This is a genomic window from Pseudomonas antarctica, from assembly GCF_001647715.1.
In the GTDB taxonomy this organism is placed as follows: domain Bacteria; phylum Pseudomonadota; class Gammaproteobacteria; order Pseudomonadales; family Pseudomonadaceae; genus Aquipseudomonas; species Aquipseudomonas antarctica_A.
Window position 1 is genome coordinate 1,259,284 of record NZ_CP015600.1, and the last position, 14,735, is coordinate 1,274,018.

A 14,735-nucleotide genomic window follows, 5' to 3' on the forward strand; every position below is an offset into this window, starting at 1 on the left:
TGTAGCCATGTGCGGACTTTGTGGATTGCTCGGTGAAGACCTGCACTGGAGCGACCCTTTGGGCGATGAGCTGCCAAGACGCCGTGAACGCCTGCGCCGCATCGCGGCGATCAACCAGGTGCTGGCGGTGTTCCGGCTCAAGGTCGAAGACTTTCAGGGCGCTTCTTACCTGCTGATGGGCGCCACTGGCAAGCAAGCGTTGGCGAGTGGTCTGGACCCACTCTGGCAGGCGGCAGAAAGCATGCTTGGCCGCCCGCTGGACCCGCTTGACCCACGCTTGCTTGATCACCTGGAGTCGTCATGAGCATTGCCCTCAACGTCATCACCGGCTTCCTCGGCAGTGGCAAAACCACGTTGCTCACGCGACTGTTACAAGGCGAAAGCCTCGGCGACACGGCGCTGTTGATCAACGAGTTCGGCGATGTCGGCATTGACCATCTGCTGGTGGAGGAGGTCGCACCGGACACGGTGTTGCTGCCCAGCGGCTGCGTGTGCTGCTCGATTCGTGGCGAGTTGAAAGACGCGCTGCTGGGCTTATTGCAACGTCGTGAGCGCGGTGAAATCCCGGCGTTCAAACGCGTGATCCTGGAAACCACGGGCCTTGCCGACCCGGCGCCGATCCTCGCCACCGTGAACAACGATGTGCAACTGCGCGGACGCTTTCACATTGGCCTGGTGATTACCCTGGTCGACGCCAGCCACGCCGAGCTACAGGAGCGCCTGCACCCGGAATGGCTGGCGCAGGTCGCTGCGGCCGATCGGCTGTTGCTCAGCAAGACGGACCTCGCCGGCGACTGTGATTCACTGCGCACGCATTTGCAGGCGCTGAATGCCGGCACACCGATCCTCAATACCCAGGATATTCACAGCGGCGACCAACTGCTGCTTGGCGAAGGTTTGCGCAGCGCCGAGCCTGCCGTTGAAGTCAGCCGCTGGCAATTGCATCAAACCACCACAGCGACCCACGGCGCCGCGCAGGTGTGCTGCCTGACTTTCGAACAGCCGCTGGACTGGGTTGGCTTCGGGGTCTGGTTGTCGATGCTGCTAAGATGCCACGGCGAACGAATCCTTCGCGTCAAAGGACTGCTTAACGTGAACGCAGGCTCGGCCCCCATCGTCATTCATGGCGTGCAGCACTGCCTGCATGCCCCGGTCCACTTGCCAGCGTGGCCAGGCACCGACCGCCAATCACGGCTGGTATTTATCCTGCGCGGCCTCGACCCGGCGCTGCTACGCCGCTCCTTTGACGTGTTCTCGCGGCGGTTCGCAGCATGATCACCTTGCGTGTCCTCGGTACGTCCGTGACCTTGCTCGAATGCCTGCGCGTGCGCGCCGAACAGGAACTGGGCATTCGCCTGGTCTACCAGGTGCACGATGTGGCGCAGGCCCAACGCATCGCGGTGATGCAGCCCGAGAGCTACGACCTGTACGACCAATGGTTTCACAACGTTGACTTTGTGTGGCCGGCGCGGGCGATCCAGCCAATCGACACGCGGCGTATCGCGCTGTGGCACGAGATCAATGACTTGCCCAAGCGCGGTCGGTTGTCGGCCAATGATCGCCTGGGCAGCGGCAGCGTGCCCAGTGAACGCCTGTTCGTGCAGCACGACGGCAGCCTCGGCAGCACTGTGACCGAGCGCATCAGCATGCTGCCGCTGACCCACAATGCTGACAGCTTTGCCTATCGTCCCGAGCGTTTGCCTGAAGGCTTCAGCCACGGCAATGAAAGCTGGGGCTGGCTGCTCGACCCGGCCTGGCGCGCGCGCACCGCGCTGCAAAGTGACGCGGCCATCGGCGCGCTGGATGCCGCATTGGCGGTGCAGGGCGCGGGGCTGGCGCAGTTCAAGGACGTCGGCAATATGAGCATCGAGGAGATCGATGTGCTGGCCGATATTCTGGTGCGCAAGCAGAAGGAAGGGCACTTTGCGGCGTTCTGGTCGGACGATGAGGAGGCGGCGCAGTTGATGCTCAGCCCGAGCATCGATATCCAGAGCCTGTGGTCGCCGACCTTGATGCGCCTGCACCGGGCCGGTGTGAAGTATCGGCTGGCGGTGCCTCGCGAAGGCTATCGCGCCTGGTTTGGTGGCTTGTCGTTGTCGCGCCATGCCCAGGGGCCGGTGCTGGACGCGGCGTATGCCTACCTGAATTGGTGGTTGTCCGGCTGGCCAGGGGCGGTAATGGCGCGCCAGGGTTACTACATCGGCAACCCCGCGCGCACGCGCGATCATTTGAGCCGTGCCGAGTGGGATTACTGGTACGCCGGCAAGCCCGCGCGCGAAGAGTTACCGGGCAGCGATGGCTTGCCGTTGATCGACATCGGTGAAGTACGGGATGGCGGCTCGTATGAGCAACGCATGGGGCACATCGCGGTGTGGAACTCGGTGATGGATGAGCATAACTATCTGGTGCGCCGGTGGGGGGACTTCATGCGCGCCCGCAGCGCTTAGTTCAGCTAATGCCTGGCTGTCAATAATGTGACGCAACAGTTCCAGTGTTTGTTAGGTGTACTTATCCCAAGTCCCAGCTAATCTGCTTAAACCAAATATTCAATAAAAATGGATATTTTTTTGACGCCGAACCAGCCGCCGCCAGGGATGCGTATGACAAATGAACGCAGTGGCACAGAGAGGCGAATGCTGCCGGAGGGCACGGCAATGCAGTGGCGCCACACATTCCAGACCCGCATTGCCGGGGTGTTGGCGCTATTGCTACTGGTGGTCGTGGCCGCTACTTACTTCGCGGTCAAGGTCGCCACCACCCGTGCGGTGGAAAACCAGGCCCAAGTGCAACTCACTGCCGGCATCCAGGTGTTCGAGCGCTTGCTGGACCTGCGCGGGCGCCGCCTGCAATACGGGCTGGACTGGCTCACCGTCGATGGCCCGTTCAAGCAAGCGGTGATTGAAGGCAAGGCCGAATCGATTCGGGCTGCGCTGCGTCGGCATGGCCCCGGCATTCACTCAACGGAAGTGTTTGTGTTGGGCCTGGATGGCACGGTGATGGTCAGCACCTTGCCTGAACTGACGGGCGGCCAGCCGTTTCCTTATGTCGAGGCATTGCGTCATGCGCGACGCAGTGGCTTGCAAATGCTCATCGTTGCCATGGACGGCCAGCCCTATTTGCTGGTGCAGGACGAAGTGCTCGACCCGCTGCCGATTGCCCGCGTGGTCATGGGCTTTCCCATGGACAAGCTGTTCGCCAACGAACTGCGTTCCATGAGCAACCTAGAGCTGTCGTTCCTCGGCGTGCAGGACGGCCGCGTCGGCCAGTTGTTCAGTACCCAGCCTGAGGCCTACCAGGCTGCGATCATCCATACACTGCACGAGGCGCCCCTGACCCCTGAAGCCCGGATCAATCTGTTTTATGGGCAACGGGTGCTCAGCCAGGTACTGCCGCTGGCCAATACCGGCGATGGCGACGAGGTGCGCGTATTGCTGCAAAGCCCGCTGGACCATGCGCTGGAATCCTTTGCGCCGCTGGACCAGCAGTTTATGGGGATCGCCCTGGCGGTGTTGCTCGTGTCGCTGGCGGGCGCGTTGTTCCTGGCGCGACGTGTGTCACGCCCGCTCAACGCCCTGGTGCAAGCGGCGGAACGGATTGGTGCCGGTGACTACCACACGCCGGTGCAGGTGCGCAGCCACGACGAGTTCGGCGTGTTGGCCCGTGCATTCAACGCCATGCAAAGCGGAATCGCCGTGCGCGAGCGCCAATTGGCCCACAACGCCCTGCATGACCCGCTCACTGGATTGCCCAATCGCGCCCTGGCCATGGAGCGCCTGGGCAGCGCGATCAGTGCACGGCGGCCGGTGGTGTTGGTGTACCTGGGGATTGAAAACTACCGGGTGATCAACGAAGGCTTCGGCCCGCAGGGCGTCGAAGAAATGCTGCGCGAAGCCAGCCGATGCCTGTCCATGAGCCTGCTGCCCAGCGACACCGCGGCGCGCATCGCCGGCAGTGAATTTTTGCTGTTGCTGGAAAACACTGAGATCGACTGCGCCGTGGCGCGTGCCGACCGCCTTTATGGGCTGCTCACCGAGCCCCAGCGTATCGGCAATGATGAAGTGCGCCATGAAGTGAGCATCGGCATCGCGGCTTACCCCGCCGACGGCCAGCAGGTGGAAGAACTGATCAGCCGCGCGGCCATTGCCCGGCATGATGCGGCGAGCTTGCCCGGGTACTTGCAGGTCTACCAACTGGACCGCGACCTGGCTCATCTGCGCCAGATCACGCTGATTCGCGACTTGCGCCGCGCAGTGGTCGAGGGCGAGTTGTTCCTCTGTTATCAGCCCAAACTCGATCTGGTTGATGGTCATGTGCGTCAGGCGGAAGCCCTGCTGCGCTGGCAGCATCCGACCCTCGGCCAGGTGTCACCCACCGAATTCATTCCCCTGGCCGAGCGCACCGGCAGCATGGGGGCCTTGACCCTGTGGGCGATCGAGGAGGCTATTCGTCAAATGGCCGAATGGGCGCAACGTGGTTTGCACCTGCAGCTGTCGGTGAATATTTCGGTGGATGACCTGGCGGATGATGACCTGGCTATTCGCGTCACCGCCTTGTTGATGCACTACAACGTATCGGCCGAGCACTTGATTTTCGAAATCACTGAAAGCGCGATCATGCACAACCCGCAACAGGCCCTCAGCGTACTGGAGCAACTGCGCGGCTGCGGCATCAGCCTGTCGGTGGATGACTTCGGCACGGGCTATTCGTCGCTGGCGCAATTGCAGCGCTTGCCGGTGCAGGAGTTGAAGATCGACCAATCCTTCATCCGCAACCTCGACAGCACCAGCGGTGATGGCGTGATCGTGCGATCGACCATCGAAATGAGCCACAACCTGGGGCTCAAGGTGGTGGCGGAAGGGGTGGAGTTCGAGCCCAGCCTGAAGCTGCTCAAACAGTGGAAGTGCGACACCGCACAGGGTTACCTGATCAGCCGGCCGTTGAATGCCATGGCATTTGAAATGTGGATGCTGCGTGAGCGTGTTGCCTTGTAAACCCGATCTTCTGAACACCACCTGAACCCTGTGGGAGGGGGCTTGCTCCCGAAAGCGGTGTGTCAGTGGAAGCATCGACAACGGGTACACCGCCATCGGGAACAAGCCCCCTCCCACAGGTCGCTCGCGACAGGCACAAAAAAGGCGGCTACCCATCAGGTAGCCGCCTTGGTTTTACCACCGGTAATGCTTAATCCGGCAGTTTGAACGCCATCACATAGTCACCCTGCTTGGTGCCCAGCGAGCCGTGACCGCCAGCCATGACCAGCACGTACTGCTTGCCGTCCTTGCCGGTGTAGGTCATCGGTGTGGTTTGCGCGCCTGCAGGCAGGCGGCCTTCCCACAGTTGCTTGCCGTTTTTCACGTCATAGGCACGCAGGTACTGGTCGAGGGTGCCGCTGAGGAAGGACACGCCACCGGCGGTGGTGAATGTACCGCCCAGGCTAGGCACGCCCATGGTCAGCGGGATTGGAACCGGCGAGCTGTCGCGCACGGTGCCGTTCTTGTGCATCCAGATGGTTTTGTGGGTGGTCAGGTCGACCGCTGCCACATAACCCCACGCCGGTGCCTGGCACGGCAGGCCCAGAGGCGACAGCAGTGCTTCGAGGATCACGCCGTACGGCGCGCCTTTGTTTGGCTGTACACCTTGGGTTTCGCTGACGCGAGGGCCTTGCTTGGCGATGTCGGCAGCCGGGATCAGTTTCGATTTGAACGCCATGTAGCTCGGGTTCACGAAAGCAATCTGACGTACCGGGTCAACCGAAATGCCGCCCCAGTCGAACACGCCGAAGTTACCCGGGTAAACGATCGAACCTTGCAGCGATGGCGGCGTGAACGGGCCGTCGTAGCGCATGGATTTGAAATCGATCCGGCACAGCATCTGGTCAAACGGGGTCACGCCCCACATGTCGCGTTCTTTCAACGGCGGCGGCATGAAGTTCAGGTCGGACTTCGGTTGGGTCGGGGAGGTGTGATCGCCGGCCACTGCGCCTTGCGGTACAGGGACTTCATTGATCGGCACCACGGGTTTGCCGTTGCTGCGGTCCAGCACGTAGATGCTGCCTTGCTTGGTCGAAGCCATGACTGCTTGCTTGACGCCGTCAGCGGTCTTGATGTCGATCAGGCTAGGCTGGCCGCCCACGTCCATGTCCCACAGGTCGTGGTGAGTGAACTGGAAGGTCCACTTCACATGGCCGCTGTCGATGTCCAGAGCGGTCAGGCCAGCGCTGTATTTCTCGGAGTCCGCAGTACGGTCGCCGCCATATTGGTCGGGCATCTGGTTGCCCATCGGCAGGTACAGCATGCCGAGTTTTTCATCGACGCTGAACATGGACCACATGTTCGGCGAGTTGCGCGTGTAGGTCTTGCCCTCGGCCAACGGGGTGGTGTCGTCCGGGTTGCCGCTGTCCCAGTTCCACACCAGCTTGCCGGTGTGTACGTCGAACGCGCGGATTACGCCGCTAGGCTCGTCGGTGGAAACGTTGTCGGTCACGTGACCGCCGATCACGACCAGGTTCTTGGTCACGGCCGGTGGCGAAGTGGAGTAGTAACCGCCTGGAGCGAAGCTGCCGATATTGGCACGCAGGTCGACCTGGCCTTTGTCACCGAAGTCTTCGCACATCTTGCCGGTGTCGGCGTTCAGGGCGATCAGACGAGTATCGGCAGTCGGTACGAAAATGCGTTTCGGGCAGACGGCGCTGACAGGCGCGGCGCTGGCGCTGCCGGTAGGGCTCTGCTCGGAGGCGTAGACAGCGTCATCGTGATACGACACGCCACGGCAGGTCATGTGCGCCCAACCTTTGAAGTTCGCGGCACCTTCGGTGCTGATCTTCGGGTCGAAACGCCAGATTTCCTTGCCGGTGTCCGGGTCCAGGGCAATCACCTGGCTGTGCGGCGTACACACGTAGAGCATGCCGTTGACTTTCAGCGGGGTGTTTTCTGCGGTGGTTTCACCGGGATCGCCTGGGCCAGGGATGTCGCCGGTGCGATAGGTCCACGCCGGTACGAGCTTGTGGGCGTTTTCCGGGGTGATCTGCGCCAGGGGCGAGTAGCGATCACCGAAAGCGGAACGGCCATAGGAGTTCCAGTCGCCATCGGCCTGGGTCGGTGCGGCGCTGGCCATGCCAGGCACGGCGTCACGGTCCAGTTGACCGGTCTTGACCATTTCACCCGGGTTGGTGAATTGGCTGGCGAGGGCGGCAGCGCCGGCCAGCACCACGGCCACGCTCAGTGCGCCAGTGCCCAGTGGCGCGGGTTGACCACGCAGCAACGGACGGCGAAACCACGGCAGCAGCAAGACGATGCCCAGCGCGAACAGCAGGGCCAGACGCGGCACCAGCTGCCACCAATCCAGGCCGACTTCCCACAGTGCCCACACGGTACTGGCGAACAGCACCAGTGCGTACAGGCCCAGCGCAGCGCGGCGGGTAGCCAGCAGCAAAACGCCGGTGAGGGCGATGCCGATACCGGCCAGCAGGTAGTACAGCGACCCGCCGAGCATGCTCAGCTTGACGCCGCCGGCCAGCAAGGCCAGCCCCATGATCAGCAGCAAGACGCCTAGCAACCTGGGCAGCAGGCGGCTTGGGCTTGAAGCACCATCAGTGCTCATAGTGTGTTTCTCCGTGACGTTGGAATTATGTAACCCCGTGCTTCACTGTAGATGACGATTCGGCGCGGGCTTGGTTCAGCGTTATTTTTGGTATTTCTGGGGACAGGGGGCTTATCCACAGGCGGACGATTTATCCCCAGGCGCAGGTCGGTTTAAGACAGCGCTGTCTTGGAAGAAGGAAGATTTCGGCAAGATGGGGTCGACCGCAGAAGTGAAACGTTTCAGTTTATTGTCGACAAGGATAAAGCGCGGATGCGCCAAGAGAAAGCGCAAAACGCAAGATGCATCATTTCAGATTTGGTAACAGTGACTAAGTGTCGCTGCAAAACAAATGTGGGAAGGGGCTTGCTCCCGATAGCAGTGGGTCAGCCATGAATAGGTCGACTGACACACTGTCATCGGGAGCAAGCCCCCTCCCACAGGGGATTTTCGGTGTTTTTTAGAAGGTGGTGCGTATACCAAACTGCACACTGCGTCCCGGCGCCGGCGCGATATCGCGCAGGATCGAGCTGGCGTAGCGCACGGTCTGGTTGGTCAGGTTTTCGCCATTGACGAACGCCAGCCACTGGCTGTCACCGACATTGAAGCGATAACCCGCGCTTGCGCCCAGCGTGGTGTAGCCATCGGTGCCGCTTTCGTTATTCGGCACACGCCCTTGGCCCGCCGCGTGTTCCACGTCGATCCGCGCTTGCCAGCGGTCCAGTTCCCACAGCAAACCGCTGTTCAAGCGCAGGGGCGCGATGCGTGGCAAGGCTTCACCCGTATCGAGGTTGGTGGCGCGGGTGTAATCCCCCGACAGCTCCAAGGCGAATTTGCCGTAGACACCTTCGCCAAGTTTCCAGTGATCCTGGGCCTCGAAGCCGGCGAAACGTGCCCGTACGCCGGAGTATGTGTACTCAGGAATACCACCTGCGTCTTCTTCACCTTCATCGTTGAGCGTACGACCTGTGCCCAACAAACCGATGTAATTGGAGAAGCGGCTATAAAACACGCCAAAGCTGCCCTTGTGGGTGCCGTTGTCAAAGCGCAGCGCGAGGTCGCTGGACACGGCTTTTTCTTTCTTCAGGTTGGCGTCGCCCAACTCGTAAGTGCCGGTAGCGACGTGGGCGCCGTTGGCATACAGCTCGTAGAAGGTCGGCGCGCGTTCGGTGTAGCCCAAGGTTGCGGCCAGCGACCAGATCGGCGTGAGGGTGTAGACCGCGCCGGAGGACAGGCTGCCGGCGGTGAAGTCCTTGGATTTGTCGGCGCCTGCAAAGCGCGCATTGCCCTTGGCGTTCGGGTCGATGTTCGTATGTTCCAGGCGCCCGCCGAGGCTGAGTTTGAGGCGCTCGGTGGCCTGCATTTCTTCGAGGATAAACAACGCGCCGGCGTTGGTATCGGTCTGTGGCACAAAGGCTTCTTCGCCGAGTGCCGAAAACTCGTTACGGGTCACTTGTGCGCCCACCACGCCATCGAATGGGCCCAGCGGTTGGTGGCGGGCTTCAACGCGCGCCTCATAACCCTTGTTCTTGAAGATCGTGCCGGTTTCGCCGCCTTCGATTTCGCGGTGCTCGTAGTCGGTGTAGCCCGCGTCGAGTTTTACCGAGGTAAACGGACCTTGCAGGTTGCGGATCTCGGACGCAAAGGCGTAGTGATCCTGCTTCATGCGGATGCGCACGTCCTGTTCGGCGGGTGAGCCGTAGTTGGCGTCGTAGTTGCTGTAGGACAGCCCGGCATAACCGTCGTCCCAGGTGTAGGAACCGCCCACGGCGCCGCCGTCCTGGCGCCCGTCGCTGTTGCCCAGGCGGCCATTCTTGCCGGGGCCGGCTTCGGTTTCCGGGGCATGGCGGCTGCGGGCAAAACCTGGGATCTTGAGGTCGTTGAATGCCCGCGCATTGGCGTCCAGATGCAGGGCGAAGGTGCCGTTGCCGGCTTCCAGTTTGCCGGCGCTGCTGCGGGTAGTGTCGGCGCCGCCATAGCGCAATTCACCCGCACCGTGAATGCCTTCGATGGCTTCGGTGGGGATGCGGTTATCGAACGTGTTGACCACGCCGCCAATCGCGCTGCCGCCATACAACAGCGCGGCCGGGCCACGCACGATTTCAATACGCTCGACGTTGACCGGGTCCAACGGCACCGCATGGTCGTAGGACAGCGACGACGCATCCAACGCGCCCACGCCGTTGCGCAGAATGCGAATGCGGTCGCCATCCTGGCCTCGAATGATCGGCCGGCTGGCACCTGGGCCAAAGTACGACGACGACACACCCGGCTGCTTGTTCAGGGTCTCGCCGAGGCTGCCTTTTTGTTGCAGTGTCAGGTCATCGCCTTCCAGCACGGTGGTGGGCGAGGCGAGTTGTTCGCTGCCCAGCGGGTTGCCGGTAATGACTTGGGGTTGCAGCTCAAGGGCGTGGGCTTCAGAGCAGATCAGCAGGGCGGCGGCAAGCGGGGTCAAGCGCCAGAGAGAGGAGAGGGACATCGAACATTCCTTGGTAAAACGGCACAAAAAAGAGAAGGCTTAAAACGGTATCGAAAGCGTTACTTTTGATAACTATGGTTACAATATAACATCTCTTTTTTGGCTGAAAAGGGGAACTTTTCCTCAGGGTCTATATTCAATGCGGTGCTTCCACCTGTACGCCCCGTCGGCTAAGGTGCGCGGCTGTGTTTCCTCTTTTTGCAAAAGGCCCGGCATGACCGCGACAAGCAACGACCCGCTCCACGGCGTGACTCTGCAGCACGTCCTCACCACCCTGGTGGAACATTACGAATGGAGCGGCCTGGCCGAACGTATTGATATCCGCTGCTTCAAGAGCGACCCGAGCATCAAGTCGAGCCTGACGTTCCTGCGCAAAACTCCGTGGGCGCGGGAGAAAGTCGAAAGCTTGTACGTCAAGCTGATGCGCACCAAACGCCCGCTGGACTGAGCCGATGAAGCGCTTTGCCGCGGTTGCGGCGCTGGCTGGTTGGGCGGGGCTGGCGATTCAGCAATACCTTATTTTCTATTCACGCTGGGACGCCGGCGCCAGCCTGTTGGGCGGGCTGATCAACTTTTTCAGTTTCTTCACCGTGCTCACCAACACCTTGGTCGTGGTGGTGTTGAGCTATGCGCTGGTCAGTCGGGATTCAGCCGCGAAGCGGTTTTTCCTGGCACCCAACGTCAGTAGTGGGATTGCTGCGAGCATCGTCGTGGTGAGCCTGGCGTACAACCTGCTGCTGCGGCATTTGTGGAGCCCCGCAGGCTTTCAATTTATCGCCGACGAATTGCTGCACGACGTGATGCCGGTGCTGTTTTTAATCTACTGGTGGCGATATGTGCCCAAGGGCACGTTGCGCCTCAAACACATTGCCGGGTGGGTGATCTACCCGCTGGTGTACTTCGCTTATGTGCTATTGCGCGGGCATCTGCTCGGGCAATATCAGTACCCGTTCATTGATGTGGACAGCCTCGGTTATCCACAAGTGTTTGCGAATGCCGGGGGGATTCTGGCGGGGTTCATCGTGATTGCAGTGGCGGTGGTGGGGTTGGATAAATGCCTGAAGTCGCCGACGAACTAATGTGGGAGCAACTGTCTTCACCCACCATCCGTCACCGCCATTCATTGCCGTCGCGCAGCATAGGTATCTACGCAACTCTTTGTGTCGCTTTAAGTCTGTGGGGGGGTAGATTGAGTACATATCCGTTGCTGCGGTAACGGCTGCTTAGGGTTCCGCCCTTACGGCGGGTCACTTTTTTACAAAACGTCTAAAAAAGTAACCAAAAAACGCTTTGCCCCACCACTCGGTGCCTCGCCCAGGCTCGGCATGCCCGCACTCCGGCTTGAATCCGTGGGCCGCCGCAATGGGCCATCCCTGGCCCAGTGCGGCTAACCCGGCGTCCTGCCGGGTTACCCACGGATTCAAGCCTGCGTTCGGCCATCGTGGTTAACGGGGCCTGTCAGATCAAGATCAACAGCAGATCAAGAGCAGAGCACGGCGGCCTGGTAGCCGACCTGAGTGGTTGAAGCAAAAGCAGGGCAAAAACAGATCAGGAGCAGAACTGCTTTTCTGTGGGAGCTGGCTTGCCTGCGATGCAGGCACCTCGGTACATCAGGCATACCCAGCTGATGCCATCGCAGCGGTTCGGCGGTCCGACAAGCCAGCTCCCACATTGAGTCTTCAGCGTGCTTGAGGTTCTAGTCTTCTTCGCTGCCTTCGGCGCGCCAGTAACCCACGGCCTTGAGGAACTCTTCATTGACCTTGTGCGTGTCCAGCAGCACGCGCCGCACCTGGCGCGACAGCTTGGTTTCAGTCGCGACGAAGCTGTATAGCGCGCCGCTCGGCAGCGTCAGTGTGCGTACGGTGTCGAGCAGGTCATCCTGGCCGCGCACCACCCACATCACGTCCACATCGGCGGCACTTTGCAGGGCTTGCTGTTCCGCCACATTGGCGATTTCAATCACGGCCAGTACCTTGCGGCCCGCCGGCAATTCTTCCAGGCGGCGCGCGATGGCGGGCAGTGCGGTTTCATCGCCGATCAGCAGGTAGCTGTCGAAGATATCCGGCACGATCATCGAACCGCGTGGCCCGCCGATGTACAGGTGTTGGCCTACCTGCACTTGCTCGGCCCATGTGGAGGCAGGGCCGTCGCCGTGCAGCACGAAGTCGATATCCAGCTCGCCGATGCTCAGGTCAAAGCGACGCGGCGTGTAGTCACGCATGGCCGGTTGCGGTCCTTCACCCTTGATGTTGAAGGTCGGGCTTTCGAGTGCGGCCTGTTCGGCGGCGTTCTGCGGGAACAGCAGTTTGATGTGGTCGTCGCTGCCCAGGCTGATAAACCCCGCCAGTTCCGGCCCGCCGAAGGTGACGCGGCGCATGCGTGGGGTGATATCGACTACCCGCAGCACTTGCAGGCGACGACGTTTGATTTCGTGGGTGACGCGGTGGATAGCTTGCGTATTCATTGGTCTTTCCCGTCGGCAATGGCTTGAGCGGTGCGATTGAGCAGCGCCGCGACACGAACGATTTCTTCCGGGCTCCAGCGCCCGTGGTGCGAATGCAAGGCGTGACGCAGGTTGTGTACCGCCTCGTGAATTTCCGGTGGGCGGTCGTGGCCGCGTAATGAGCGTTTGCTGACGTCGATGCGCATGCGCACACCCTCCAGCGCAACGGCTTGTTCGCTTAGGAAGAGACGACCGGCATCGGTAATTGTGTAGCGTTTTTTTCCGCCGTCGGCGTCGCCCTGGATCAGATCGCTCTCTTCAAGAAAGGTCAGGGTGGGGTAAATCACGCCGGGACTTGGGGTATAGGCGCCGTCGAACAGGCTTTCGATCTGGCGGATCAGGTCGTAGCCATGGCAGGGCTGTTCGGCGATCAGGGCCGGCAGCAACAGTTTCAAATCACCGGGTGCAAACACCCGGGGGCCGCGACCGCGACCTGCGCGGGGGTCAAAGCCGTCGCGCTGGTGAGGATGGTCTCGCATGGTAGGAGCCTCTGTGTGTGTCTAGATATAACTTAAGATATAACTTAAGATATATCTTACAGGCTGTGCAATGGCTCCCGACAGACGGTCCTCCACGCCTCGTGGCACTCTCCAATTCGCTAGTTGCTTTACTTGAGTAAGTACATTGTTTTTTAAACTATGTAATCCTGTTCTTACATACCTATCCGACAATAAAATATTCTCATTAACCTCCTCGTAGTCTACTTCCTACGGCTGTTTTGAAAGTTTTGGCAAATAGCCATAACTTTCCTATGTGTATTGATGTGTCAAGGCTACGTCATTAAGCGAATCTCCCGGCTTACATTTTCAAGTCTGAAATAGAAACTTACCTGGCTTCGAACGGGTCATGATTTGCAATGCAAATAGTTGGAAAAACTTTTCACACGGCACAGTGTGATTCGAACTTTTTGCCGAGCTTTAATCAGGCGTTACACCCTCTTCGTTGCGTGCTTAACCAGCCTTGCGCACCACTGCGACAGGGTTTTTCTATGACACTTAATGACTGTGTGAGTACTTGCAAATGAAAACCAAAATGAAAACTGCACTGTTGTCTATCGGGCTGCTGCTGGGGTCGATGTCCGTGGCTCAAGCGGCGGATGGAACGGTTACATTTTTGGGGTCTGTCCACTCGGGTGCCTGCTCTATTAAACCTGACTCTGTAGATCAGACCGTTCGCCTGGGGGCTATCGCGAAGCATCAGCTGCAAGCAGGCGGCAAGTCTGAAGCCCGCAGTGTGCGGATCGAGCTTGAAGGCTGCGACCTGACGGGCCTCACCGACAACACCGTCACCACCACTTTCACCGCGTCACCGTCGAGCGCTGTACCGGGTGCGATCGGCACCGTCGGGGGGGCCGGCAACATCGGCATCATGATGACCCATGGCGGCCAAGTGATTGACCTGGGCACCCCTACCACCCCGCAGGCCATCACCACCGGCGACAACACGTTGGAGTTCGGTGCCTATGTGCAAGGCGCCGCTACCGGCGACATCGTCCCGGGTGATTTCAGCGCGGTCACCAACTTCACCTTGGCTTATCAGTAAGTTTCCCCCCCGTCACCCAACGGTGACGGGGGGACGCTGACGGGAGATAGATAGGTGAGGACATTCATAAGTTTCGCTATTGCCTCTTCATTGATGATGCTTATCGCCCCCGATGTTTGCGCGCAGGACACTGCGCAAGGCGATGGGATTGTCACGCTGGGAGGAGAGATCGTTGACTCCGCCTGCGGGCTGGAAGCAGTCAGTGCCGATCAAACCATCGAGATGCCTCCTGAACCGATAGGCCGGCTGTTGCGCAATGCGACGGGCGTACGACAGCCCTTCCAGTTGCGCCTGGTCAATTGCTCATTGACTCGTCCCGACCCATCGCGGCCCGGTGTAAACCTTCCCGATTGGGAGCATCTGCGCGTGACCTTTGACGGTCCTCACGACAGAGCAGGGCGTTCCTTTGCCGTCTTTGGCGGCTCGCAAGGGGTCGCGCTGCACATTGAGGACGCTGCGGGTCAGGAGAGTGTTCCGGGTGAGCCGATGGCTTTGGTGCCGTTGGTCAATGGCGACATGACACTTCACTACACCCTTCGCTTGGTCGGCAATGGACTGCCGCTGGTGACAGGTGCTCACACGGCCGCAGTGCGGTTCAAGCTGGAATACTTTTGAACATTGACGGGTTGTTTT

General features: G+C 60.4%; 12 protein-coding genes. 8 read left to right on the forward strand and 4 right to left on the reverse strand.

All coding sequences use genetic code 11. From position 1 onward, the window contains the following. The first annotated feature begins 7 nt into the window (after nucleotides 1-7). The 4 genes from A7J50_RS05465 (at nucleotide 8) to A7J50_RS05480 (ending at nucleotide 4,991) form a co-directional block, all read left to right on the forward strand. Nucleotides 8-304 carry a hypothetical protein gene (locus tag A7J50_RS05465; RefSeq protein ID WP_064450876.1) on the forward strand — a complete coding sequence of 99 codons (297 nt, stop codon included), beginning with the start codon at nucleotides 8-10 and terminating at the stop codon, nucleotides 302-304. Continuing rightward, the gene (locus A7J50_RS05470; protein WP_064450877.1) at nucleotides 301-1,275 is read left to right on the forward strand and encodes a CobW family GTP-binding protein; all 975 of its coding nucleotides are present in this window, start codon (nucleotides 301-303) and stop codon (nucleotides 1,273-1,275) included. Before A7J50_RS05465 ends, A7J50_RS05470 begins: the two co-directional genes overlap by 4 nt. Further along, nucleotides 1,272-2,447 (forward strand): ABC transporter substrate-binding protein, encoded by a 1,176-nt coding sequence (locus A7J50_RS05475; RefSeq protein WP_064450878.1) that lies wholly within the window; start codon nucleotides 1,272-1,274, stop codon nucleotides 2,445-2,447. Before A7J50_RS05470 ends, A7J50_RS05475 begins: the two co-directional genes overlap by 4 nt. A gap of 207 nt (nucleotides 2,448-2,654) precedes the next feature. After that, nucleotides 2,655-4,991 (forward strand): putative bifunctional diguanylate cyclase/phosphodiesterase, encoded by a 2,337-nt coding sequence (locus A7J50_RS05480; RefSeq protein WP_064454861.1) that lies wholly within the window; start codon nucleotides 2,655-2,657, stop codon nucleotides 4,989-4,991. 190 nt (nucleotides 4,992-5,181) lie between these two features. Here A7J50_RS05480 and A7J50_RS05485 read toward each other — a convergent pair whose 3' ends face one another. Together A7J50_RS05485 and A7J50_RS05490 are read right to left on the reverse strand one after the other, a co-directional pair. Further along, nucleotides 5,182-7,599, reverse strand: coding sequence for a glucose/quinate/shikimate family membrane-bound PQQ-dependent dehydrogenase (locus A7J50_RS05485; RefSeq protein ID WP_064450879.1), 2,418 nt, complete (start codon nucleotides 7,597-7,599; stop codon nucleotides 5,182-5,184). A gap of 439 nt (nucleotides 7,600-8,038) precedes the next feature. Next, the gene (locus A7J50_RS05490) at nucleotides 8,039-10,057 is read right to left on the reverse strand and encodes a TonB-dependent receptor (protein ID WP_064450880.1); all 2,019 of its coding nucleotides are present in this window, start codon (nucleotides 10,055-10,057) and stop codon (nucleotides 8,039-8,041) included. Between the two features lie 214 nt (nucleotides 10,058-10,271). On the opposite strand from A7J50_RS05490, the gene A7J50_RS05495 reads away from it, so the two are divergent. Both A7J50_RS05495 and A7J50_RS05500 read left to right on the forward strand, forming a co-directional pair. Then, nucleotides 10,272-10,505, forward strand: a complete 234-nt coding sequence (locus tag A7J50_RS05495; protein ID WP_043048686.1) for a VF530 family DNA-binding protein — start codon at nucleotides 10,272-10,274, stop codon at nucleotides 10,503-10,505. A gap of 4 nt (nucleotides 10,506-10,509) precedes the next feature. Beyond that, nucleotides 10,510-11,136, forward strand: coding sequence for a Pr6Pr family membrane protein (locus tag A7J50_RS05500; protein WP_064450881.1), 627 nt, complete (start codon nucleotides 10,510-10,512; stop codon nucleotides 11,134-11,136). 617 nt (nucleotides 11,137-11,753) lie between these two features. Here the strand turns inward: A7J50_RS05500 and A7J50_RS05505 are convergent. Further along, on the reverse strand, nucleotides 11,754-12,521 hold the full coding sequence (locus tag A7J50_RS05505) for a siderophore-interacting protein (protein ID WP_064450882.1): 768 nt from the start codon (nucleotides 12,519-12,521) through the stop codon (nucleotides 11,754-11,756). Then, complete coding sequence (locus A7J50_RS05510; RefSeq protein ID WP_064450883.1) at nucleotides 12,518-13,039, reverse strand: PadR family transcriptional regulator; 522 nt, start codon at nucleotides 13,037-13,039, stop codon at nucleotides 12,518-12,520. The genes A7J50_RS05505 and A7J50_RS05510 overlap by 4 nt, the downstream gene beginning before the upstream one ends. A gap of 553 nt (nucleotides 13,040-13,592) precedes the next feature. Between A7J50_RS05510 and A7J50_RS05515 the strand changes: the two genes are divergently transcribed. Together A7J50_RS05515 and A7J50_RS05520 are read left to right on the forward strand one after the other, a co-directional pair. After that, nucleotides 13,593-14,102, forward strand: coding sequence for a fimbrial protein (locus A7J50_RS05515; RefSeq protein ID WP_064450884.1), 510 nt, complete (start codon nucleotides 13,593-13,595; stop codon nucleotides 14,100-14,102). A gap of 93 nt (nucleotides 14,103-14,195) precedes the next feature. Beyond that, nucleotides 14,196-14,717 carry a fimbrial protein gene (locus tag A7J50_RS05520; RefSeq protein WP_407017926.1) on the forward strand — a complete coding sequence of 174 codons (522 nt, stop codon included), beginning with the start codon at nucleotides 14,196-14,198 and terminating at the stop codon, nucleotides 14,715-14,717. Nucleotides 14,718-14,735 lie beyond the last annotated feature (18 nt).

What these genes read in the sequence shown, in the direction of transcription:
- A7J50_RS05465 (WP_064450876.1), top strand. Translation starts at nt 8, where the DNA reads ATGTGCGGACTTTGTGGATTGCTCGGTGAAGACCTGCACTGGAGCGAC.
- A7J50_RS05470 (WP_064450877.1), top strand. Translation starts at nt 301, where the DNA reads ATGAGCATTGCCCTCAACGTCATCACCGGCTTCCTCGGCAGTGGCAAA.
- A7J50_RS05475 (WP_064450878.1), top strand. Translation starts at nt 1,272, where the DNA reads ATGATCACCTTGCGTGTCCTCGGTACGTCCGTGACCTTGCTCGAATGC.
- A7J50_RS05480 (WP_064454861.1), top strand. Translation starts at nt 2,655, where the DNA reads ATGCAGTGGCGCCACACATTCCAGACCCGCATTGCCGGGGTGTTGGCG.
- A7J50_RS05485 (WP_064450879.1), bottom strand. Translation starts at nt 7,599, where the DNA reads ATGAGCACTGATGGTGCTTCAAGCCCAAGCCGCCTGCTGCCCAGGTTG.
- A7J50_RS05490 (WP_064450880.1), bottom strand. Translation starts at nt 10,057, where the DNA reads ATGTCCCTCTCCTCTCTCTGGCGCTTGACCCCGCTTGCCGCCGCCCTG.
- A7J50_RS05495 (WP_043048686.1), top strand. Translation starts at nt 10,272, where the DNA reads ATGACCGCGACAAGCAACGACCCGCTCCACGGCGTGACTCTGCAGCAC.
- A7J50_RS05500 (WP_064450881.1), top strand. Translation starts at nt 10,510, where the DNA reads ATGAAGCGCTTTGCCGCGGTTGCGGCGCTGGCTGGTTGGGCGGGGCTG.
- A7J50_RS05505 (WP_064450882.1), bottom strand. Translation starts at nt 12,521, where the DNA reads ATGAATACGCAAGCTATCCACCGCGTCACCCACGAAATCAAACGTCGT.
- A7J50_RS05510 (WP_064450883.1), bottom strand. Translation starts at nt 13,039, where the DNA reads ATGCGAGACCATCCTCACCAGCGCGACGGCTTTGACCCCCGCGCAGGT.
- A7J50_RS05515 (WP_064450884.1), top strand. Translation starts at nt 13,593, where the DNA reads ATGAAAACTGCACTGTTGTCTATCGGGCTGCTGCTGGGGTCGATGTCC.
- A7J50_RS05520 (WP_407017926.1), top strand. Translation starts at nt 14,196, where the DNA reads ATGATGCTTATCGCCCCCGATGTTTGCGCGCAGGACACTGCGCAAGGC.